This window comes from Tenacibaculum sp. DPLXC6 (assembly GCF_056815515.1).
Map to the genome: position 1 here is coordinate 2,025,255 of NZ_CP141806.1, position 23,827 is coordinate 2,049,081.

The following is a 23,827-nucleotide window of genomic DNA, read 5'->3' on the forward strand; positions in this document are numbered from 1 at the left end:
ATAGTATCTTTAAGTATTATTAACTAGCTTTTCAAAAATCAACTAAGAGTCTAGAAAACAATGCCTACATCTAAGGAAGCTTATAAAAAAGTATTAATTTGGAGATATAAACATATCTCTGAACGACAGTTTGTATATGTTTTAAGTGTTTTAGTTGGGTTTTTAGCAGGTATTGGTACCTTAATTCTTAAAAACCTTACTTTCTACTTTCATAGGATTTTAGAAGATGGTCTTATTAAGGACTATCATCATTCTTTATACTTCATCTTCCCTATTTTAGGGCTGTTTTTAGTGTATTACATTAAAAAATACCTCATCAAAAAAGATATTGGTCATGGTATTTCTACCACCCTACAATCCATTTCTAAAAAAAATGGAATTATAGAGCGTTATAAGATTTATGCTTCTTTAATTACAGCTCCCATAACTGTTGGCTTTGGGGGGTCAGTAGGACTACAAGGCCCTGCTGTAAGTACCGGTGCCGCTTTAGGTTCTGGAGTAGCGCAATTATTTCATATGAACATGAGAACTCGTATGTTATTAATTGGTTGTGCTACTGCTGGGGCTATGTCTTCAATGTTCAAAGCCCCTATTGCTGCTATTATTTTTGCAGTAGAAATTTTTAGTTTAGACCTTGCTTTTGCATCGTTAGTTCCGTTATTATTAGCATCTGTTTCTGCTGTAATTACTTCTTATTTCTTTTTAGGAAAGGATGTACTATTTAGTGTACAACTTCAAGATGCTTTTGAAATTAATGATCTTATCTTTTACATAGCTTTGGCTATTTTTACAGGATTCTCTTCTGTATATTTTTCTAAAATTTATTTTAGAATTATTAATTTTTTCAAAAAATACAATCCTTTTAAGCGATTAGTCTTTGGCGGAATTGCTATTGGTATAATGCTGTTTTTAATTCCTCCTTTATTTGGTGAAGGTTATGGAATTATTAACAACCTATTATCTGAAAATGCTAGCGAAGCCCTTAAAAGTATTCATTACAATATTGATTTTGAAAATGTTTGGATGGTTATTATTTTCCTGTTAATTATTGGTGTTTTTAAAGTAATTGCCATGACGACAACTTTTGCTGCTGGTGGAGTTGGGGGAATTTTTATCCCTACACTTGTTATGGGAAGCGCTTTAGGAAATGTTACTGCTAAAATTATTAACCAATTTGGATTTGATGTCTCGGAAACTAACTTTACATTAATTGGAATGACAGGCTTAATGGCAGGGGTTTTACATGCTCCTTTAACAGCTATTTTCTTAATTGCTGAAATTACTGGAGGTTATGATTTATTTGTTCCGCTAATGCTTGTTTCTGCCGTTTCTTATGCTATTACTAAGTATTTTGTTTCTAATTCAATTTACACTATCGAACTAGCTAAACGTGGTGAACTTATTACACACAATAAGGACAAAAATGTAATGATGATGATGAAGATTAGTAAAATTATTGAAAAGAACTTTATTAAAATTCATCCTGATATGACTTTGGGGGAAATGCTAAAACAAGCTGTTTCTAAATCAAAAAGAAATATTTTTCCTGTGGTTGATAGTGAAAACAAGTTTAGAGGAATTGTTTTATTAGATGATATTCGTCCCATGATGTTTAATCAAGATCTTTACGAAACAACTACAGTAAGGGATATTATGAAAATAGCTCCCGCCATTATTTTTTATGATGACGACACTGAAAAAGTGATGCAAAAATTTAAAGAAAGTGGCGCATGGAACTTACCTGTTGTTAAAAATGGAGTTTATGTTGGTTTTATATCTAAATCAAAACTGCTTTCTGTATATAGAAACAAACTAATTGAGGTTACTGTTTAGTTAAATATTGTACCATTTTATCAGGAAAATCGGTAAAACCGCCGTCAACATTTGCTTCGAAAAGCAATACTTGCATCATTTCTTCAAAAGAAGTAAACTCATCTAGTTGATCAGATCTAAAGGTATATGGATGTACTTTTAAGCCTAGTTTATGAGCTTCTTCAACCAATGTTGTAAACTTCCACTGAGTTCCTTCTTTCTTATCTAAAATTTGCTTGTACCAAGGTCCTAACCCATCAGCATAGGCTGCAAAATGTTTAAGCTGTTTGGTTTCCTCAGGGAACTCAATTAACTGCACTAAAAACAATTCCGATTGTAATGCAGTACGTACTCGCTCTAGTTCTTTAGTATCAAAACACTGAAACATACATTTATCTTTCTTGGTTATATAACCGTATTCTGAAAGAATGTTCAGCGTAATTTTGGCAATGTCTTTTCCATTTTGATGATGAAATTTAGGGTTTTTAATTTCTGGATAAATTCCAATATTTTTTCCTGTGGAAGCATTCAACCCTTGAATTAACTCTATTTCCTCTTGTAAAGAATGTAATTTAAAGTTTCCCTTTCCCTTTGGGAATCGATTCGGATACACTTGTACTCCTGTTTTTGGATTGAATCGCTCAGTTACACTCAATTGTTGTAACTCATCAAATGTAAAATCAATTACATAAAAACGTTCGTCTTCTCGTTTTCTTTCTGGAAATTTTTCAGCCACATCAGTAACATCATCCAAATAAATATCATGAATCACTACAGGAACATTATCTTTACTTAATACTAGATCTTGTTCTATATAATCAGGATTCATAGCATACGCCATGGCTTTAGCTTCCATAGTGTGTTCTGGTAAATATCCTGAGGCTCCTCTATGGGCAATTACTATTTTCTTTTGCATATTAGTTGTTTTAGTTTCTGTCTTGCATCCGAAGAAAAGAGATAAGAAAAACAGTACATAAATTTGTTTCATTATTTACAGATATACTTGAGCGGTTAGAACTAACATTGTAAAAACTGTTAAAATAATTACTAATGGAATTACAAACTTCAACCATTTATCATACCCTACTTTAACAATTGCTAACGATGCTAAAATTAAGCCTGTCGGATTGATAAAAGCAAATAACCCCATTCCATATTGATATGTGTTTACTATCACCTCTCTACCTACTCCAACGGTATCGGCTAAAGGTGACATGATAGGCATTGTTAGTACTGCCATACCTGATGAACTTGGAATAAAAAATGATAAACCTGAGTAAATAAACAGCATTACATTGGTAAAAATTCCTTTAGGCATCCCAGTAGTAAACTCACTTGCATGTTGTAAAATAGTATCGCTAATTAAACCTTGCTCCATTAATACAGAAACTCCACGAGCAATACCAATAATAAAAGCTACTCCTAATAAATCTCCTGCTCCTTTAATAAAAGTATTTACAAAGTTTTCTTCTTTCATTCTAGCTAAAAAACCTATTATAATAGCTCCTATTAAAAACACTACAGTCATTTCCTCAAACCACCAACCTAAACGAGAAACTCCATAAATCATGATTACAAAGCACATTGCAAAAATGGTTAGTATAATTCTTAACCTACCTGTTAAACTGTGCGTATTTGAAGTTGAACTCCCAAAAAGATTTTCAATCATCTCTTTTTGGTCGTAAATAATAGATTTTGTTGGATCTTTTTGAACTTTATTTGCATAACGTAAAATGTAAATGACACATATTACAATTCCTCCAATTAACATTAACAGCCTTCCTGTAAAACCTGTTGTCCAATTAATTCCTGCTGCATCTGAAGCTATTATAACACTAAACGGATTTACTGTTGAGCACATTGTACCTATAGATGACCCTATATACACACATGCTAAAGCAACTATGGCATCATATTTTGCTGCTAAAAATATGGGAATTAGTATAGGATAAAAAGCAATGGTTTCTTCTGCTAATCCAAAAGTTGTTCCTCCTACGGCTATTAAGGTTGTCACTACAAATATGAGCCAGTACTCTTTTCCTTTTAATGTTTTTGCTAACCAAGCTATTCCAGCATCAAAAGCGCCTGTGAAATTCATTATCCCTATAATTCCCCCTAAAATCAAAACAAATAAAATTATATCAGAAGATTGAATAATTCCTTTTATGGGAGATTTAAAAAAGTCTAAAAAACCTTGTGGTTTTGGATCTAACTGTGTGTATGTTCCTGGTACACTAATTGGTTTTCCTATATCTCCATTAGTAAACTTTTCTAATGGGATTTTAATACCTAAGTCTTCTAATGTTTCTTGACTTGCAAGCATTGTCTTTTTATCTTCTAAATGTATGTAAGTAAAAGAATTGCTGTTTTCTTGATATTGTAAGGTATCGAACTTGCCTGCAGGTATAAACCACGTTAAAATAGCAACTAATCCTGCTATTAATAATAAGATAGTATGTGGAGTTGGAAATTTAATATTCTTCAAGACAATGAATTATTATTTATCTCCATAAAAGTAAAAAAAACCAAGAGATGTGCATCTCTTGGTTTAATAATAATTAAAATAATTATTGGGAATATTGAAAAAAGACTTTGGTTTTCTAATTTAACATAGAAGCTCTAGCTCCTCCTGGTTGAAAGATTGCTCTCATTCTATTTCGTTGACCGTCTGTAAACATATACATACAAGCATCGTCTGTATAATCCATATAGTTCATTGTCATATCCGCAGACTTACAATTAACTGTTGGGTATGAAGGACAACCATAATTAGGTCCATCAGAAGCTGGTGTATCTTCTACAAAATCGTCTTGACGACATCTACCATCACCCCAAATATGACGTAAGTTTAAATAATGTCCTATTTCATGAGTTAAAGTTCTTCCTTCATTATAAGGTGCTGCAGAACCTCCTGGTAAACTAGAATATAATAAAACTACTCCATCGGTAGCTGAGTTTCCTCCTGGAAATTGAGCATATCCTAAAATTCCACCTCCAATATTACATACCCATATATTTAAATGAGTTTCTGGAGTAATTGGTGGATAAGCTTGCTTTACTGCATCATTTGTTCCCCATGAAGATCTAGAGTCATCATACCTAAAAGTACCTGCTAGCGTAAAAGTTATTTCAGTATTAGTAGCGTCATTAATAAAATCAGTGGCTCCTGATGGTAATTGATTTGTGTTTGGACTTGTAAAATCACTATTAATGACATTCATTTGTGATTGTACTTGTGAGTTTGTAACCGCACTAGCATTTGGAAGTACAATATGAAAGTATACAGGGATATCAATACTTAAACCATCATCTATTGGTTCAACATCAACATCTCCATCACCTCCTCCATTATTTCCTCCGTTTCCACCTCCTGGTGTTCCATCAGGTTTTTTACTGTTTAAAAACTTTCTTGTGGCGTATTCTATGTCATACATTTTCTTATACAATCCTGGAGTTTCATTTACTTGTCGATTTAAAACCTTCATGGAATAACATTTACTAGATACAGTTCCTTTCGATGCGACCTCATCAGTTTTTACATAAAAGTCACTCATATCTACAGCTACTTCCTGTGATATTTCTTGTTTATCATTAGTTTCATCTTGACAGCTTGTTAACAAGCTTGCCATTACTGCAAGCCCTAGAAAAAGTTTTTTCATTTTTTTAAGTTTTAAAGAGTTAGTTAAAATTTTCATTTTATAGCTATCCAATTTACAAATAACAAAAACAAATAAAAACAGGAAAAACACCTGATAAACAACAACTTAACCTCCTTTTTGACATTAAAAGATTAGTTATTTTCTAAATAAAAAAGCCAAGAGATTTAAATCTCTTGGCTTTATAATAATTGTAATAATTATTGAGAACGTCTTAAAAAAGACTATTGGTTTTCTAGTTTAACATAGAAGCTCTAGCTCCTCCAGAAGCAAATAAAGCTCTCATTCTGTTACGTTGACCATCTGTAAACATATACATACAAGCATCGTTTGTATAGTCCATATAGTTCATTGTCATATCAGCAGATTTACAGCTAACATCTGGGAAAGTTGGACATCCGTAGTTTGAAGCATCAGAAGATGGAGTATCAGCTACGAAATCGTCTTGACGACATCTTCCGTCTCCCCAAATGTGACGTAAATTTAAATAGTGACCAACTTCGTGAGTTGCAGTTCTACCCATGTTGTATGGAGCAGAAGAACCACCTGGTAAACTTCCAGCTAATAATACTACACCGTCTGTAGATAAAGAACCTCCTGGGAATTGAGCATACCCTAAGATACCTCCTCCTATTTCACACACCCAAATGTTTAAGTGAGTTGAAGGAGTAACTGGAGGGTAAGCAGCTTTTACAGCATCGTTAGTTCCCCAAGAAGACTTAGAGTCATTATGTCTAAAAGTACCTGCTAATGTAAATTGAATTCCTGTATCAGTTGCATCATTGATAAAATCAGAAGCTCCTGAAGGAAGTTGATTTGTATTTGGATTACTAAAGTCATCATTTAACACATTCATTTGTGCTTGGATTTGACTATCAGAAACACTATTTGCATTTGGTAAAACAACGTGTACGTACACAGGAATATTAATAGTTCCTAAACCGTCTTCGATTGGTAATACATCTACATCTCCTCCACCAGTATCTCCACCTCCTGGTTTACCTTTCGCTGTTGTTAACTTTCTTGTAGCATACTCAATATTATACATTTTCTTGTATAATCCTGGGTTTTCTTTTACTTGTCTGTTTAAAACTCTCATTGAGTGACATTGCTCAGATCCTCCTTTGTGAGAAACTTCTTCAGTTTCTACATAGAAGTCACTCATATCAATTGATTGTTGAGGGTCTAAAGCTTCATCTTTAGAGTTTTCCTGACATCCTACTAAAACTGAGGCTGCTACAGCTAGTGTTAAAAAAATTCTTTTCATGTTGTGAAAAATTAAAAAAATTAGTTATTGAAAAAAACTGCCTTAAAGGCAATAAGCTCGTTAAAAAACTCAAAAGAAAAGGTTTCAATAATTAAATTGTTAAATACCTATTACTTTGACAATTATTTGAAGGGTTTTTTAACGATGTGCAATATATAATTTTTTTTTAATGCTAAGAAAAAGTTAAAGAAAAGTTAATTTCTTAGGTTTTATCACTTGCGACCTTCCATTTTTTAACATTACCAAAATGTTAAAATTTAACAAAAAGAATAAAAAAACGTCAATTTTAAACAAATTAAATCGTCAATACGATAATTTTAAAGTCAAAAAATCATTTTTTATACAACACAAATAGACTGTTTTAAAGTAGTCTAAAAAACATATCTTTACACTCTATTAAAAAATTAATTATGGAAAACTCATTTAACTCAAAAGTGCTTGTTGCACAAGTATCAGAAGCTGATAGAATTGCATTTTACAAAAAAACTTACGCACATGTTGCTGGAGGTGTATTATTATTTGTTTTGTTTGAATATTTATTTTTACAAAGTGCTACTATTGTTGAATTTGCCTTATCTATGACGCAAGGCTATAAATGGTTATTACTACTAGGCGGTTTTATGTTAATTACCAATTATGCAGAAAGTACTGCTTTAAAAACCTCTGATAAAAACCTACAATACTTAGCATATTCAGGGTATATCTTTGCTGAAGCATTTATTTTTATTCCACTAATTTATATTGCTATAGCGTACACTAATAACTTTGATGTCATTAAGCAAGCAGGGATTGTTACGCTATCGTTGTTTGTTGGAATTTCATCAATTGTTTTTATTACCAAAAAAGATTTTTCTTTTATAAGAGCTGGATTGTCAGTTGGATTCTTTATTGCAATAGGATTGATTATCGCTGGTGCTTTATTCGGCTTTAACTTAGGATTATGGTTTTCTGTTGGAATGTGTGTGTTAGCAGCTGGTTCTATTTTGTATCAAACATCTAACTTAGTTCACAAATTTTCTACAGATGATTACATTCCTGCCGCACTAGGGTTATTTGCTTCTTTGATGCTATTATTCTGGTATGTATTACAAATATTTATGTCAAGAGATTAATAAGAAACTATTATATAAAAAAGCCTCCACTTGGAGGCTTTTTTAGTATAAGTCCCAATTTCCTCCCCTGTAGTAAGTATATAATTTAGGTGAAAAAATCGTATTTACTTTTATTCCTGTAGTATCTACTAATGGCTTTCCAAATGCTATGAGTTGAGGGGTAGCTTTGTTTGTTAACCATTTTAAGTCTAGCTTTGAAAAATCTAGGTTTGTTATTTCTTCTAAATTTACGACTTTCTTTTTGGCCATTACCCATCCCCACTCACCAAGTGTTAAAACTTGATTATGCATTGGTACAGTTTTAAAGCCTGCCTTTCTTAAAGTTTTATCAATACAATAAAAAGCTTCCGTTGCATAATAAGGACTTCCTGCTTGTGTTATAAAAACACCATCATTTTTTAGTTTTAATTTACATAGTTTGTAAAACTCTTTAGTATATAATTTATTTAAATCAACATTATTAGGGTCAGGTAGATCAACAAAAATTACATCATATTTTTCTTTTGTATCTTCTAAAAAATTAAAAGCATCTTGTGTTATAGTTTCTAACCTAGAATCATTCATTGCATTATCATTTAACTCCTTAAAAACTGAATAATTCTTACCTAAATCAATCATATTTGGATCTAAATCTACCAATGTTACCTTTTGAATATCTTCGTATTTAAAAACCTCTCTAACTAAGCAACCATCACCTCCTCCTAACACTAAAATATTAGCATGTGACTTTGTTAAGTTCATTGGAAGATGCACCATTGGTTCATGATACATAAACTCATCAAAAGAAGAGAGTTGTTGATTTCCATTTATATACAACGAGTACCATTCTTTCCATTTAGTAATAACTATTTTTTGGTATTTGGTTTGTTTAGAATATACTATTTTGTCTTTATATTTTACTTGTTCACCGTATTGAACTATTGGTTTGGCAAAATACAAGCCTAAAAGAATAAGAAAAGTTACAAAAACATATACTATTTCAAGTCTTTTTCTGGCTTTTAAAGGCACATGCTCTTTTAATACTCTAAATAAATAATAAGACACTCCTAGGTTTAAAAAGCCTAGTAAAAAAGGAGTGTACGTTAGTCCTAAATAAGGTAACCCTACAAAAGCAAAAAATAAACCTCCTATTAAACTACCGAAATAATCTTTTTCTAAAATATTTGAAATATTTAAACGTAGCTCTTCAAACTCATTATTAATTCTTGTAGCAAAAGGAATTTCTAAACCTATCAATAAACCTATTAAAATAGATAACAAGTAAATTACCAACCACGAAACATCAGTTACACCATAAACAACATAAGATACTAAAGCTGAAAATGATACAAAAATCGACAAAATCAACTCTGTTAAAATGAAATAAACAATTACCTGCTTTGTAAAAAACTTGCTAAACCTACTCCCTAATCCCATAGCAAATAACATTATCGATACTATCAAAGTAAATTGTAAAATAGCATTTCCAATAAAGTAAGAAGCTAGGGTAGATAAAATATATTCTGCTACAATACCACTAATTCCAGTAGCAAACAGTGCTATTTTAAGCGCTAGAGATTTTTGTTTTTTTGTATATGCCAAACCTATTATTTTCCGAAACCTCCAGAACGTGATCTCGTTGAAGAACCACTTGAATATCTCGATGAACTTCTAGACACTTTTCTATTCAAGCTATTCCACTTACTCATATTTTGTACCTTTCTAGAAAAGAAAGAGCTCCTATTCGTTCTTTCATAAGTACTTCTAGTTCCATAACTATAGTTACTATTATTATATCCATAGTAAGGTTTCCCGCTTCTATAATGACTCTGATAACTATTAAAATCGTTTCTGTAAGTATTTCTTCTTGTTCCTAACCAGTACCAAAAGAAAGGACTAGTACCATGTGTCCTCCATCTTCTATGATGATTACTAGTTTTTGTAGAGTCTTTAGATGTTTCTTCCCATTCTCCATGTTTTTTATCTCCAATTGCCCAACCAAATCCAACAGGTTGTGCTACTCGTGATAATCTTCCATTATGATTAGATACTATTTCCATACCTAAGTCATTTTCATGTTTTTTAAAGTATGTTTTGCTTACCGTTTGCCAAGGAGTTTTTTTGGTATGCAACGAATCCTTTACTAATGTTAATATGTTATATTTTTGCTGATATACCATATAATCAGGCTCTTCCTCTATTTTCATATCATCTAAAACCACAGAGAAATCTTTGTCTTTATTTTTTGTAATAATCGCTTCTGTAGGTTCTATTAAAACTGTTTTCGCTGGTTTATAGCTCTTAGAACACCCTGTTAATAATAAACTCCCAACCAAGAAATAATACAATAGTTTTTTCATACCTAATTTTCTTTTATGTTTTTAATTTTTTTAGCCTTTATTTCTTCTCCTAAAAACACCTCATAACTTCCATCTTCCCATTTTTCAATAGTTAACTGCTCTTCATCTTCTGCATAGAAAAGAAAACATTCTAAATTTTCTCTTGAAGAATGTGTTGTTAAGTTTTTATAATCTCCTGTATAAACTTCATCGAGCACATACATTTTATTTTGAAAAATTATATCTTTATTACGAATTGCATCAATTAAGTAAGCTTCTTCTACAAAAACACCTTCACTATAAGTTACTTCATAATCTCCTTTATAAAGTTCAACTTCTAGAAATGCCTCTTTGTTTGGAGAAACAATAGTATATTCAACACTAGAGTTGTCCATACGCCAATCGTACTGAGCTACTTCAATTATTTTCCAGCTTGTTCCATAAAGAGTAAAGGTATAACCAACTTTTAACTTATCTAAAGAGTAATTCTTTGAGGATTTCCAAAACATAATTATTCAATTTCTTTTCCACAATGTGGGCAATGACACTGTTCAGTTTTAACTCTTAATTTTCTCACTTCTTCAATGTAAGCTGAACTTATTATTCCTGTTGGTAAGGCTACTATACCTATACCTAAAAGAGCAATAAAAGCACTTAAAATTTTCCCTATTCCAGTTATGGGGTAAATATCACCGTACCCTACTGTAGTTAATGTAGCAACTGCCCACCACATAGCTTGTCCTATATTTTGAAAAGCTTCTGGTTGTGCTGTTTTCTCGATATTATACATTAGTGTTGATGCTAAAACTAATAATATAAAAACTAAAAATATAGTAACTAATATTTCATTTTTAGTCTTTACTAATACACTTTTAATAATACTCAAGGACTTAAAGTACCTTTTTAATTTTAATAAGCGTAACAGTCTAAATAAACGTAAACTTCTAAGGATTCTTAAATCTACTTTTACAATGTATGGTAAAAAAAACGGAAGGATAGAAATCAGATCTACCAATCCCATAAACGATGTGATGTATTTAAGTCTAGCTCTTACTGGTTTCAAATTAGGGTAAATTATATCTGCAATCCAAACTCTTATAAAATATTCTAGTGTGAAAACTATAATTGAAAAAATTTCAAGAATATTGAAGTAATATCCATAGGCTATATTAATCACAGGATAAGACTCTAGTACAATGGCAACCATATTTATAATGATTAACCATGAAATAAAATACTCTACAAACTGATCTCCCTTAAAGTTACCTTTTTCATCATCAAATAATAATGCTACTTTTTGTTTTATCATCATTATCTTATTTTATCTAAAAAACCTCTTTGACTAGAGTTTTTTTCTGTTTTTTTAGCTTTAAACTGCTTTTGTATCCAAAGAATTCCTTCATTAAGATCAAACGACTTATTACAAGTAAAAAAATCTAATGCTACATAATTATATTCAGGCCAAGTATGAATTGCAATATGACTTTCTTTTATTACAATTACCCCACTTATACCTATAGGCGAAAACTCATGAATTGTAGTATTAACTACTGACAAATCCATAATTTTTGCCGCTCTTTCTAAAATATGTTTTATGGAGGTTACTGAGTCTATAATTGTAGCATCGCAATCATAAAAGTCTACAGTAGTTTGGTACCCTAAGCTCTTTTTCATTCCTCAAATATACATTTTGTATACTTATGTAAAAAACAAATTTAAAAAACTGCTTTTATGACAACATCATCTGTGCTTTCTTAACAGCACTTACCAATACATCAACTTCTTCTTTAGTATTATAAAAAGAAAAAGAAGCGCGCACTGTACCTGGAATACAGTAAAAATCCATAATAGGTTGTGCACAATGGTGTCCTGTACGAACCGCTACTCCAAGTTTATCTAAAATTGCACCAACATCATACGGATGAATTCCTTCTAAATTAAAAGATATTACTGATGTTTTATTAGAAGTACCATAAATTTTCAATCCATCTATTTTTTCTAACTCTTGCGTTGCATATGATAACAATTCATTTTCTTGTTTTTCAATAGAATCAAAACCAACTGAATTCATATAATCAATAGCAACTCCAAAAGCTATTCCTCCACAAATATTAGGTGTCCCAGCTTCGAATTTATGAGGCAATCCAGCGTAAGTAGTTTTTTCAAAAGTTACAGTTTCAATCATTTCTCCTCCTCCTTGGTATGGCGGTAATAACTGTAACAATTCTTCTTTTCCATATAACATTCCAACACCTGTTGGTCCACACATTTTATGAGCCGAAGCTACATAAAAATCAGCATCTAATGCTTGAACATCTGGTTTTATATGCGGTACTGCTTGTGCACCATCAATCAACACATAAGCACCAAATTTATGTGCTGCATGAATAATTTCTTTTATTGGATTAATTGTTCCTAATGCATTCGACACGTGGTTACAAAAAACTAATTTTGTTTTTGGATTCAATAATTCATGGTATAAATCCATGCGTAAAGAACCATCTTCATCCATTGGAATTACCTTTAAAATAGCTCCTGTTTTTTCACATAACATTTGCCAAGGCACGATGTTAGAATGATGCTCTAAGGCAGAAACAATTATTTCATCTCCTTCTTGTAAAATTGATGCGAAACCAGATGCTACAATATTAACTCCATGTGTTGTTCCTGAGGTTAAAATAATTTCATAAGAATGCTTCGCATTGAAATGTTTTTGAATCTTAATTCTGGCTTCCTCATACTTATCAGTTGCTTCCTGACTTAATGTATGTACACCTCTATGAATATTTGCATTATAATTAGAATAATAATCAACAATAGCATCAATTACTACCTGAGGTGTTTGCGAAGTTGCTCCGTTATCTAAATACACTAATTTTTTCCCATGTACTTCTCTATTTAAAATAGGAAAATCAGCTCGAATTTTATCTATACTAAACATGTAAAATATCAAATTTAGCACAAAGGTAGGGCTTGCGTTTCAAATACAAACATCAAACAATTAAATTCTTACATTTGCTAGAAACCTCTCACATGAAAAATTTTAAAAGAATCCTTTTTCTTATTTTAATTGCCCTTGCAATTACTATTTTTTACAACTATCCGAAGCTAAATATTCTTGCAGGATACTCCGCTAAAAATACAGCTTCATCAGTATTTCTAGCCAAAAGAAGTTTAGAGTTTACCGATGCTAATGACAATAACTTTTCTCCTATAAATATTACTTCTGATGAAATTAATACAGAAGAAAAATCTGCTACAGGTTCCGTATACGGGTTGCTAAAAAGGAAGGCTGTATACAGAGAAGGACTTGGTGCTGTTTTAGTTACAGATGATTTTGACATCACCAAACCTCAACTCACTCCTAAACGTTCTAAACCAGACAATATCACTCCTTTTCCTTACGGAAATGCAGATCATAAAGATACTATTTTCGCTAACATTGATTATACAAAACTAAATGAGACTATTGATACTATTTTTAATGATAGAAATCAAACACGTTCGGTAGTAGTGGTATATAAAAACAAAATTATTGCTGAAAAATATGATACTGGTTTTACCAAAGAATCGAAGCAACTAGGTTGGTCTATGACTAAAAGTATTACGGGTACTTTGTTCGGAATTTTAAAATGTCAAGGAAAAGTTGATGTTCAAGAAAATAACTTGTTTTCTGAATGGGAAAACGATGACCGTAAAAACATTACAATCCATAATTTATTACAAATGAATTCTGGTTTAGAATGGAACGAAGATTACAATAGTATTTCTGATGCTACCAAGATGCTTTTTTTAGAAAAGGATATGACCAAAGTTCAAGTGAACAAACCTTTAGTAGGAAAACCCAATGAAACTTGGAATTACTCTTCGGGAACCTCTAATTTGTTATCTGGTATTTTACGAACAAAATTCGACACACACCAAGAGTATCTTGATTTTTGGTATAGTGCTTTGATTGATAAAATAGGCATGAACTCTATGATTGTAGAAACCGACATGAGCAATCACTTTGTTGGGTCTTCTTACGCTTGGGCAACTGCAAGAGATTGGGCTAAACTGGGCTTATTATACCTACATAATGGTGAATGGAATGGAGAACATTTGTTTGATAAAGATTGGGTAAGCTATGCTACAACCCCTACTCCTACTTCAAATGGTTGGTATGGTGCTCAAATTTGGTTAAATGCTGGTGGTAGATATCCTGATGCACCAAAAAATATGTTTTCTTTTAATGGGTATAAAGGTCAAAATGTATTTATTTTGCCTAGTCAAGATTTGGTAGTTGTTCGTACAGGCCTTACCAAAAATGCAGATGTAAATACCTTGTTAAAAGGAATTATAAATTCTATTAAACACTAAACATGAATCCATTTTATTACGTGCTTTCTATAAACGGATTGCTTTTTTTATTCAGTATTATTTTTCGTTTTTTTCCACCTAAAAAAATTAATGCTATTTATGGGTATCGTACGAATAAAACTATGAAGAATGATACTATATGGCAATTTGCAAATGCTTTTTTTACCAAAGAGTTTATGAAGTATTCAGCAATTTCATTAGTTGCAGCTTTGGTATTAGCTTTTATATCAAAAGAATTAACATGGCAACCTATGGCAATTATGTTATTGTCACTAGCGGTATCTGTTGTTAAAACTGAACAAGAAATAAATAAGAATTTTGATGAGGACGGAAATAAGAAGTAATAAAGTAGTAAAAATTGCATGGATACAAATGAAAAAAATAACTATATTATTGTTCATATCCTTTATAGCATGTAATAACTCAAAACCATTAAAAATCTACCAAGGTGAGGTTTACATAAAATTAGTCGATGTAGGTAGCTTATATGGGGCTCCAAAAAATGTTATTGAGAAAATTAAAAATTCCTCTAAAGATTCGATTTATGATAAAAAACACAAAGATACTAATGCTAAATACTTTGAGAACCTAATTAATCACGGTTTAATAGACAGACCTTATTTTAAACTCAAGTTTTCTAAAGATGAAATAGTAAATGTTTTTACTAATGAGATTAATTACAAAAAAGTTAAACCCATAATAGATAGTTTAAACCGCGACACTGAGAAGGTTATAATAAAATTTAAAGGAGTTAAAAAAGATAAAAATATCTATTATACAGAAGATATAATTTCTATAAATAAAGTTTCGGGAAAAACAGATTGGGAAAAATAAATTTCTTTGACTACTTAAAAAACATCTATCAATTATGAGAACTTTGATGACATTTTTTTTAATCACTTTATCTATTTCTTGCTCTCAAAACAGTAAAATGATTACAAATAATAACATAGGAAACTACAACCTAAAACATATTTTAAAAGATAAAAATTACAATAAAGAAATCTTTGATATTACTGTAAATGCTGATGATATAATTACTTCTATTATTATTCGTTCTAATACTTATAAAACCCAAGAAGGCTTTGGGGTGGGAACTAATTTTAATCAACTAAAAAAAGGCACAAAGCAATGGGTATCAAAAGATTTAAATTTAAACAAAGGTTCTATGGTTATTGGCAGTGTTGGAAACGCTATTATTTATGATAATATACTATTTGTAGATACAAACAATGATAATATAACCGACTTTGTTTGGATAACGACAAACTCTTAAAAAAAACTTATCAAGACGTTTTAACCAAAAGACCTTGATGTTTTTACAAAGCATCAAGGTCTTTTTTTATATCTACTCATATCTTACATACGCAAAAAAGCCAACAGTAAAAAATTGTTTTCACAACAACTTTAAACAAACACTTTAACTTTCTTTTTATGAGTTAAATACAACAATGACCTAAAGAGCAAACAAAAACATAGTATATTTACTACTGGATAAAAGTATTTGTTAACCTAGATATAACAACAAAATGGAGGGCCTGTAAAATTAATTCACATAATTAAACCAATTAATTACAATGGCTTTACTCAACAACAATGATAGCTCTACAACAATATGTGAGCTAATTAACAAACAAATGATAGCTCATCCTCAACGAGACGCTATTATAGACGGAACTACTCATATAGAGTACACTACTTTAATTAAGCGCAGTAATGAAGTAGCTGGAGAACTCAAAAGCAAAGGAATAAAATCTGGAGCTTTAATTGGAGTATGCATGAACCGTTCATGGGAATTAGTAGCAACTCTAATAGGTATTATGCAAGCTGGGTGCGCATATATACCATTAGACCCTGCATACCCAAAAGATCGCATAGAATATATGTTAGAACATTCTCGTACTTCTGCAGTTTTTGTCGACTCTGATATTAGTGCAAACCTATGTAAAAAAGTTCAAGAATTAATTTGGATTGATAAAATAGGCAACCATACAGACACAAAAATTTATGCGTCACCAAATGAATTAGCTTATGTGATTTATACCTCAGGATCTACTGGACGACCCAAAGGTGTTGCTATTGAACATCAAAACCTAATTCCTCTGGTAAACTCTATGAAACAACTATTTACTGAAGACGATTTAAAAGGTACACTCGCTGCAGCTTCTGTTTGTTTTGACACCTCTGTCATGGAAATTTTTGGTACGCTATCATTAGGAGGGACTGTTATACTAGCCAAAAATGCGCTAGAGCTTACTTCTCTTCCTTCCGTTGATCTTATTACAATGATTGTAATGGTTCCCTCAGCAGTACAAGCCATTATCTCATCAAAAGAATTGCCTAAAAACTTACAGTGTTTAGTGTTTGGAGGTGAAGCTCTTAAGCGCTCTTTAGTAAAACAAGTATACCAACATAAACCTAATTTGAAAATTTTCAATGCTTATGGACCTACAGAAGATACTGTATATGCTACCATAGCTAGAATACATAAAGAAGATGAGCTTATTACTATTGGTACTTCTGTACCTGGTTCGCGTGCTTATATTTTAGATGAAAATCTTCAAATTGTTCCCAATGGAGAAGTGGGAGAATTACACCTTTCAGGAAATAAAGTAGCCCATGGCTATTTATTTGATGAAGAACTAACAAAAAAAAGGTTTATTAATGTAAAGTTTAACAACCAAAATACAAGTATTCGTTTATATAAAACAGGTGACTTATGTCGTTGGACTACTAATAATGAAATAGAGTTTGTTGGTCGCGCCGATCAACAAGTTAAAATAAGAGGACATCGAATTGAACTTGAAGAAATAGAAACAGTTATTGAGGAAATTGAATCCGTTGATGCTGCCGCTGTAGCGATTTCTGAAGGAAATATAGGACAAAAAATATTAGTTGCTTACGTAGTTAATACTCATGGAAAAGAAGTAAAGACTACTGATGTAATATCCCACGTGCATCAATTATTACCCAAATACATGGTTCCACAAATTGTTAAACAAATAGATGAGCTTCCTTTGCTCCCCAATGATAAGCTTGACAGAAAAAAACTAGCTAATCTTACTATCGAGCTATCTTCTGAATTAGCAACCAAAAATTCTCAACACTATCAAAAACCTCCAAAGCAACACACTTTTTCAAATGATTATGAAGAACACCTATTACAAACCATTCAAAATGAAGTAGCTAAGCTTCTTACCATGAACAACTCAGCAAATGTATTGCCTGATGATTCATTTGACAACCTTGGAATAGATTCGTTAACCACACTAGAACTCAGTAGTAGGTTAAGTAACATGTTACAGCTAGATATTAGTGCGTATGATATCTTTGAAAACCCTACGCCCAATGCCTTAATTAATCATATAATTGGCTCAAAAGAAAACACCAAAGAAAACAAGAACTTAAAATTAAAAACAGATACACTTACAAGTTTTCAAACTCATATTCAGTCCAGTCATCCCACTTTTCAAGCGGCTAAGGTTTCTGCATGGTCAGTAAACGATAAAAGCAAACTAGTACAAGAAGTATTGCAAATGGTAAACAACACCCGTAGAAATCCATACAGTAAAGTGCTACTTACTGGAAGTGCTACTAAAGGATTAGTAGGAGACGCTTATAATGATGAAACACAAGAAGCAATTATTTGGACAACAAATCTGTACCTAGGATTAAATCGTGATCCTAAAGTAATAAAAGAAGCTGCTATTTCTTTAGAAAAGTATGGAACAGGTATGGGAACATCTGCTGCTGCCTCAGGTATGACGCGTCAGCATCTTGAATTTGAAGAAGAGTTTGCTGATTTAGTAGGAAAGCCCAGTGCTTGCTTGTTTCCTACAGGTTATACTGCTAATGTAGGTGCTGTGGCTGGACTTTTAGGAAGAAACGACATGGTTCTTATAGATCAACTCTGTCATGCCTCAATTGTAGATGGAGCAAGGTTGTGTGGTGCTACTGTAAGAACTTTTAAACACAATGATGCTGAAGATCTAGAAGATATTTTACAGTCAGAAGCATCTCCGTATCGCACGATTTTAGTAGTACTAGAAGGTGTTTATAGTATGGGAGAAGGAGCAGCTCCGGTAGCAAAAATTGTTAAAACAGCTAAAAAATATAATGCCCTCACTTTAGTAGATGAGGCTCATTCTTTCGGTTTTTATGGTAAAGGTGGTGCAGGAATATGCGCAGCACAGGGAGTAACCGAAGAAGCAGATTTTATCATGACAACGTTAAGCAAAGCTTTAGGAAGTATTGGAGGTGTGGTAGCTGCCAGTAAAGAACATATCGACTTATTAAAATCATCTTCGAGAGCCTATATTTTTCAAGCTTCTATTAGTCCCGCTGATATGGCAGCAGCATTAACTGCATTAAGAAGACTTAGAAAAGATGATGAGCTACGTCAAAGGTTATGGGATACGACTTACTACATGCGTCAAAAATTTGAAGAAGCTGGATACGATTTAGGCACTGGTGATGGTCCTATTGTTACGCCTCATTTTGCAGATAAAGATAAGCTTTACGCTATTGTACAAAAACTATACAAACTAGGTATTCAAACATCTGCAGTTACTTATCCTATTGTTGAAAGTGGAAGGGGACGCTTACGATTAATTTGCTCCGCCGCACACACCCGTGAAGATGTAGATAAGACATTGGCAGCTCTAATTAAAGCAGAACGAGACGTTGATATTTTACTTGAAAAACAACAAAAAGATAAAAGAAGCACAACAGTTTCTTTTTCTGAATTAGAAAATTGGGCTAAAAATTTCTCATACTACTTAAAAACAGTAATCAATGAAAACACACCTAACTTAGCTATAGAATTAAAAAACGATGAAAATACTGACACTATTTCTATCATACTAAAAGATAACAAGGTTACTCTTAATCATAATATTACTCATGAACTACCCACTTGTTCTTTACTAATAAGTGAAAAAGCTGCTATAGATGCTTTAGAGTCTTTTAATATTCAAGACTTATTAAGTACTATTTCAAATGGTTATTGTACTTTAAAAGGTCAAATAGAGCCTTTTGTTTGGCTAATTGGGCGTATTTCAGAATATGATAAAGCTACTGTTTTACAAGTAAATTAACGAGTATTCATATTCTTAAGACAAACTTATCTAAACGTTTTAACTAAAAGACCTTGATGTTTTTGTAAAAACATCAAGGTCTTTTTTTAAACTCATACGTGTCTTTTTTATTGACCGTCTTAATTGATTATTTTTTATACTCTTCTTTAAGCAGTGTAATATCATCAATGATTTTCTGCATGTTTTCCTTTTTGGTTCCATCATACGAACCTCTTATACGCCCCTCTTTGTCAATTAACACAAAGTTTTCAGTATGAACCCAGTCACTCTCTCCCCCATCACCTTCATCCAACACAGCAAAATAGTGCTTTCGTGCTAAGTTGTAAATATGTTTCTTTTCACCTGTGGTTACATTCCATTTTCCATCAATCACACCTTTTTCATCAGCATACTTTCGTAATTGTGGTACGCTATCCATTACTGGAGTTACGGAGTGTGATAAAAACATAATATCGTCATCATTTTTATAATGTTCTTGCAGCTCACTCATATTATACGCCATCGCAATACAAATAGTTTGACAACGTGTAAAAAAGAAATCAGCTATATATATCTTTCCTTTATAATCAGTATTCGTAATGGTATCTCCATTCTGGTTAATTAAGGTAAAATCTCCTACTCTATGGTTTTTTGTTCTATTTCTCACAGAAGCATCAACCAATTTTGGATTAATATCAGCAGGGTTATAAATAGGCAACTTTTTGTCAACCTTTACTAAGTGATAAAAAACAGGTACACCAATAGCACAGAAAACTAAAATAAAAATTAAGGTGCTTTTTGACTTTTTAAAGAATTTAAAATCCACAGTACTAAAATTTTCTGCAAAAATACGACTAAAAACAGCGTTTATAAACCACTATACTAAAAACTTTGTTAAAACAAATGCGCAACTGTTACACAAACTTTTAGAACTGTACTGAAAAACGTACATTTGTCAGATTTTAAATTTAGACGAACACCATTTATGGAAATTTTAATAAAAGCATCACAATTCATTTTAAGCTTATCGCTCTTAATCGTTTTACACGAGTTAGGACACTTTATTCCAGCAAAATTATTCAAAACCCGTGTAGAAAAATTCTACCTGTTTTTCGATTATAAATTCTCTTTATTTAAAAAGAAGGTTGGTGAAACAGTTTATGGTATTGGTTGGATTCCGTTAGGTGGTTACGTTAAGATTGCAGGAATGATTGATGAGAGTATGGATACCGAACAAATGCAAAAACCTGCGCAACCATGGGAGTTTCGTTCTAAACCTGCATGGCAACGTTTAATTATTATGCTAGGTGGAGTTATTGTTAATTTTGTGTTAGGTATTTTAATTTACATCTGTTTAATGTGGGCTTATGGTGAGAAATACTTACCTAATGAAAGTTTAAAAGATGGTGTTTGGGTTCAAGATCAATTAGGAAAAGATTTAGGTTTAGAAACTGGAGATAAAATCTTAACAATTGACGGACAAAAAATTGAGAAATTTAGAGAACTTCCGTTAGAGTTTATTAACGGTACTAATTACACTGTTGAAAGAAACGGAACTGTTCTTGAAAAAGAAATACCAACCGATTTTATTTCAAAATTAGTAGATAGAGGTAAGGATGCTGGAGCTTTTATAATGTACAGACAACCTTTTGTTATTGGGCAAATCCCTGAAGATTCTCCAAATATAAAAAGTGAATTACAAAAGAAAGACATCATAACTGCTATTAATGGTATTTCTACTCCTTATTTTGATCAGGTTCAAGTAGTTTTAGAAAGTAAAAAAGGGCAAGAAATAAATGTTACTGTTAAACGAGGTGATCAAAACATAACTATTCCTGCTAAGGTTTCTGATGAAGGAAAATTAGGAATTTATGCTACAAACTTACCTTTAACAGACTTAGAAAAGTTAGGTTACTATAATTTAGCTGAGAGAACCTATTCTTTTGGAGAAGCTATACCTGCTGGTACTCAAAAAGCTTGGACAACCTTAACCAACTATATTAAGCAAATGAAAAAGATTTTAAATCCTAGTACAGGTGCTTACAAAGGTTTAGGTGGTTTTATTTCTATCGGAAGTATATTTCCTTCAGAATTTAGCTGGGAAACATTCTGGAACATTACAGCATTCTTATCAATTATGTTAGGTTTTATGAATTTATTACCAATACCTGCATTAGATGGTGGTCATGTTGTATTTACCTTATGGGAAATGATTACGGGTAAAAAACCAGGTGATAAGTTCTTAGAATATGCTCAAATTACAGGATTTATCTTATTAATAGCATTATTACTATTCGCCAATGGAAACGATATATTTAGGTTATTTAAATAACCTATAAACAATACAAAATAAAAAAGCATCGTACTAAGTACGATGCTTTTTTATTTATGTTATATTTTAACTTGACTTGATTACTTATTTAAGTTTTCTGCTGCACGACGCTCCAACTCTGCTTGAAACTCTTCCATAACAGGTTTTACAGTACTTTCTGGTATATCTGCTACCTTAATATACATTAATCCATCAATTGCATTATTAAACTTAGGATCTACGTTAAACGCAACTAAACGAGCATTCTGTTTTACGTACTTTTTAATTAATACCGGAATACGTAATTCTCCTGGCTCAAGCTCATCAATAATCTTATCAAACTTTTGCATATCTGCTTCTGTAGCATCAAATACAAAATCTTTATCAGCATCTTTTAGCTTTACTTTAAATTCTTTCTTTGGCCTAATATATTGTGCCACATACGGATCGTAATAATGAGATTTCATAAACTCAATCATTAATGATTTTGAGAATTCAGAAAACTGATTACTTATACTTACTCCTCCCATTAAATACTTATGCTCTGGATAACGTAATGTAACATGCACAATTCCTTTCCACAGTAAGAATAATGGCATTGGTTTTTGTTGATATTCTTTTATAATGAAAGCACGTCCCATTTCAATGGTTTTTTCCATCATAGGGTACAATTCTGGCTCTATTCTAAATAATGTTTGAATATAAAAACCATTTATTCCGTGTTTCTTATAAATATCTTTTCCTAACCCCATTCTATAGGCTCCTACCAATCTATTTTGTTGGTCGTCCCATAAAAATAAGTGGTGGTAATATTTATCAAATCTATCTAGATCAATAGGTTTATTTGTTCCTTCTCCTACTTCTCTGAACGTAATTTCACGTAAACGACCTATTTCATGCAAAATATTTGGTATTTCTTTTGCGCTTGCAAAAAACACCTCATAGTTCTTACTTTGTAATAATCTACTTCCTTTTTCTCGTAAAGCATCAACTTCTTTTACAAATAAATCTGGTGATTTTTGAGATGTAATTTTTTTAGCTTTCTTCGGAATTTTTAAATTGTGTGTTGACAATATCTTTGGAGATGCTTTCTCATACGGATTCGCCAACATATACGTTTTTCTACGTAAAAATTGATAAAAATCTGGTATCTCTGTAAATGAATCTTGATCTTTAACTGATATAGGTTTACCAATTCTTACTTTAATAACTCTATTTTTCTGAGATAATAATTCTGACGGAAGTTTTGCTGTTCTTAACGTATCGCTAATTTTAGATAATGTATAAAACAGCTGACTATTTTTAGCATGAAAATAAATAGGAATTACAGGTACTTTAGCTTTTTTAATTAAGCGTACAGCCCCTTGCTCCCACTCTTTATCTACCATTAGCTTTCCATCACGATACGTAGATACTTCACCTGCTGGGAAAAGTCCTAATGGCTTTCCTTCTCTTAAATGTAATAAGGCATTTTTAATTCCTGATACACTCGATTTAGCATCCTTATGATTCTCAAAAGGATTTACTGGCATTACATAGGGCTTTAAAGGCTCTATTCTATGCAGTAAAAAATTTGCTATAATCTTGTAATCAGTTCTATGCTCTAATAAGAGTTTTAATAATAAAATACCATCTATTCCTCCAAGCGGATGGTTAGAAATAGTTATAAATGGTCCTTCTTTAGGAATACGTTTTAAATCTTCTTCTGGAATTTCAAACTCAATCTGAAACTCATCTAACAAACCATTTAAAAAAGGTAAATCTTTTTTGTGCTTGTGCTTGTTATAAATTTCATTGGCGGTAGAAATTCGCAAAACTTTCATCAGCAACCAACCTGAAAACGTTCCGAAAACGCCGAACTTGTCGGCCCCTATTGCTTTTGCAACTTCTTTAGGTGTTACTAATCCCATACATAGT

General features: G+C 31.8%; 20 protein-coding genes. 8 read left to right on the forward strand and 12 right to left on the reverse strand.

The genetic code is table 11. The annotated features are described in order from the left end of the window. Positions 1-60 precede the first annotated feature (60 nt). Positions 61-1,833 (forward strand): chloride channel protein, encoded by a 1,773-nt coding sequence (locus VCM48_RS09165; RefSeq protein ID WP_440068375.1) that lies wholly within the window; start codon positions 61-63, stop codon positions 1,831-1,833. Here the strand turns inward: VCM48_RS09165 and glpQ are convergent. The 4 genes from glpQ to VCM48_RS09185 all read right to left on the reverse strand — a co-directional run bounded on the left by glpQ (position 1,823) and on the right by VCM48_RS09185 (position 6,735). Next, positions 1,823-2,800 (reverse strand): glycerophosphodiester phosphodiesterase, encoded by a 978-nt coding sequence (gene glpQ / locus VCM48_RS09170; RefSeq protein WP_482270305.1) that lies wholly within the window; start codon positions 2,798-2,800, stop codon positions 1,823-1,825. The two genes, VCM48_RS09165 and glpQ, sit on opposite strands and share 11 nt — an antisense overlap. Positions 2,801-2,803: 3 nt before the next feature. Beyond that, a complete protein-coding gene (locus VCM48_RS09175) occupies positions 2,804-4,297 on the reverse strand; it encodes a YfcC family protein (protein ID WP_482270306.1) in 1,494 nt (497 codons plus the stop codon). 115 nt (positions 4,298-4,412) lie between these two features. Beyond that, a complete protein-coding gene (locus VCM48_RS09180; protein WP_482270307.1) occupies positions 4,413-5,471 on the reverse strand; it encodes a zinc metalloprotease in 1,059 nt (352 codons plus the stop codon). Positions 5,472-5,703: 232 nt separating this feature from the next. Next, positions 5,704-6,735, reverse strand: a complete 1,032-nt coding sequence (locus tag VCM48_RS09185; protein WP_482270308.1) for a zinc metalloprotease — start codon at positions 6,733-6,735, stop codon at positions 5,704-5,706. Positions 6,736-7,145: 410 nt separating this feature from the next. Between VCM48_RS09185 and VCM48_RS09190 the strand changes: the two genes are divergently transcribed. Next, positions 7,146-7,847, forward strand: a complete 702-nt coding sequence (locus VCM48_RS09190) for a Bax inhibitor-1/YccA family protein (protein WP_206197832.1) — start codon at positions 7,146-7,148, stop codon at positions 7,845-7,847. Between the two features lie 42 nt (positions 7,848-7,889). Here VCM48_RS09190 and VCM48_RS09195 read toward each other — a convergent pair whose 3' ends face one another. The 6 genes from VCM48_RS09195 to VCM48_RS09220 are packed head-to-tail and all read right to left on the reverse strand — an operon-like array spanning position 7,890 to position 13,106. After that, complete coding sequence (locus VCM48_RS09195; RefSeq protein ID WP_482270309.1) at positions 7,890-9,428, reverse strand: polyamine aminopropyltransferase; 1,539 nt, start codon at positions 9,426-9,428, stop codon at positions 7,890-7,892. 5 nt (positions 9,429-9,433) lie between these two features. Next, positions 9,434-10,186 carry a hypothetical protein gene (locus VCM48_RS09200; protein ID WP_482270310.1) on the reverse strand — a complete coding sequence of 251 codons (753 nt, stop codon included), beginning with the start codon at positions 10,184-10,186 and terminating at the stop codon, positions 9,434-9,436. Between the two features lie 2 nt (positions 10,187-10,188). Then, positions 10,189-10,674 (reverse strand): DUF4178 domain-containing protein, encoded by a 486-nt coding sequence (locus VCM48_RS09205; RefSeq protein ID WP_482270311.1) that lies wholly within the window; start codon positions 10,672-10,674, stop codon positions 10,189-10,191. 2 nt (positions 10,675-10,676) lie between these two features. Next, the gene (locus VCM48_RS09210) at positions 10,677-11,477 is read right to left on the reverse strand and encodes an ion transporter (protein WP_482270312.1); all 801 of its coding nucleotides are present in this window, start codon (positions 11,475-11,477) and stop codon (positions 10,677-10,679) included. Continuing rightward, positions 11,477-11,839 (reverse strand): adenosylmethionine decarboxylase, encoded by a 363-nt coding sequence (speD, locus tag VCM48_RS09215; protein WP_482270313.1) that lies wholly within the window; start codon positions 11,837-11,839, stop codon positions 11,477-11,479. Before speD ends, VCM48_RS09210 begins: the two co-directional genes overlap by 1 nt. A 55-nt stretch (positions 11,840-11,894) precedes the next feature. After that, complete coding sequence (locus VCM48_RS09220; RefSeq protein ID WP_482270314.1) at positions 11,895-13,106, reverse strand: aminotransferase class V-fold PLP-dependent enzyme; 1,212 nt, start codon at positions 13,104-13,106, stop codon at positions 11,895-11,897. 92 nt (positions 13,107-13,198) lie between these two features. On the opposite strand from VCM48_RS09220, the gene VCM48_RS09225 reads away from it, so the two are divergent. The 5 genes from VCM48_RS09225 to VCM48_RS09245 all read left to right on the forward strand — a co-directional run bounded on the left by VCM48_RS09225 (position 13,199) and on the right by VCM48_RS09245 (position 19,620). Next, entirely contained in the window at positions 13,199-14,524 is a 1,326-nt protein-coding gene (locus tag VCM48_RS09225) for a serine hydrolase domain-containing protein (protein ID WP_482270315.1), read from the forward strand. Between the two features lie 2 nt (positions 14,525-14,526). Continuing rightward, positions 14,527-14,868: an SdpI family protein gene (locus tag VCM48_RS09230; protein ID WP_482270316.1), complete on the forward strand. Its 342-nt coding sequence runs from the start codon at positions 14,527-14,529 to the stop codon at positions 14,866-14,868. A gap of 28 nt (positions 14,869-14,896) precedes the next feature. Further along, entirely contained in the window at positions 14,897-15,358 is a 462-nt protein-coding gene (locus tag VCM48_RS09235; RefSeq protein WP_482270317.1) for a hypothetical protein, read from the forward strand. Between the two features lie 97 nt (positions 15,359-15,455). Next, entirely contained in the window at positions 15,456-15,800 is a 345-nt protein-coding gene (locus VCM48_RS09240; RefSeq protein ID WP_482270318.1) for a hypothetical protein, read from the forward strand. A 301-nt stretch (positions 15,801-16,101) separates the two neighbouring features. After that, a complete protein-coding gene (locus VCM48_RS09245; protein ID WP_482270319.1) occupies positions 16,102-19,620 on the forward strand; it encodes an amino acid adenylation domain-containing protein in 3,519 nt (1,172 codons plus the stop codon). 127 nt (positions 19,621-19,747) lie between these two features. On the opposite strand, the gene VCM48_RS09250 is transcribed toward VCM48_RS09245, so the two are convergent. After that, entirely contained in the window at positions 19,748-20,425 is a 678-nt protein-coding gene (locus tag VCM48_RS09250; RefSeq protein ID WP_482270320.1) for an SCO family protein, read from the reverse strand. Positions 20,426-20,584: 159 nt separating this feature from the next. On the opposite strand from VCM48_RS09250, the gene rseP reads away from it, so the two are divergent. Continuing rightward, entirely contained in the window at positions 20,585-21,931 is a 1,347-nt protein-coding gene (gene rseP / locus VCM48_RS09255) for an RIP metalloprotease RseP (RefSeq protein ID WP_482270321.1), read from the forward strand. An 80-nt stretch (positions 21,932-22,011) separates the two neighbouring features. Here the strand turns inward: rseP and VCM48_RS09260 are convergent, their stop codons facing one another. Then, the gene (locus tag VCM48_RS09260; RefSeq protein WP_274638720.1) at positions 22,012-23,820 is read right to left on the reverse strand and encodes a lysophospholipid acyltransferase family protein; all 1,809 of its coding nucleotides are present in this window, start codon (positions 23,818-23,820) and stop codon (positions 22,012-22,014) included. Positions 23,821-23,827 lie beyond the last annotated feature (7 nt).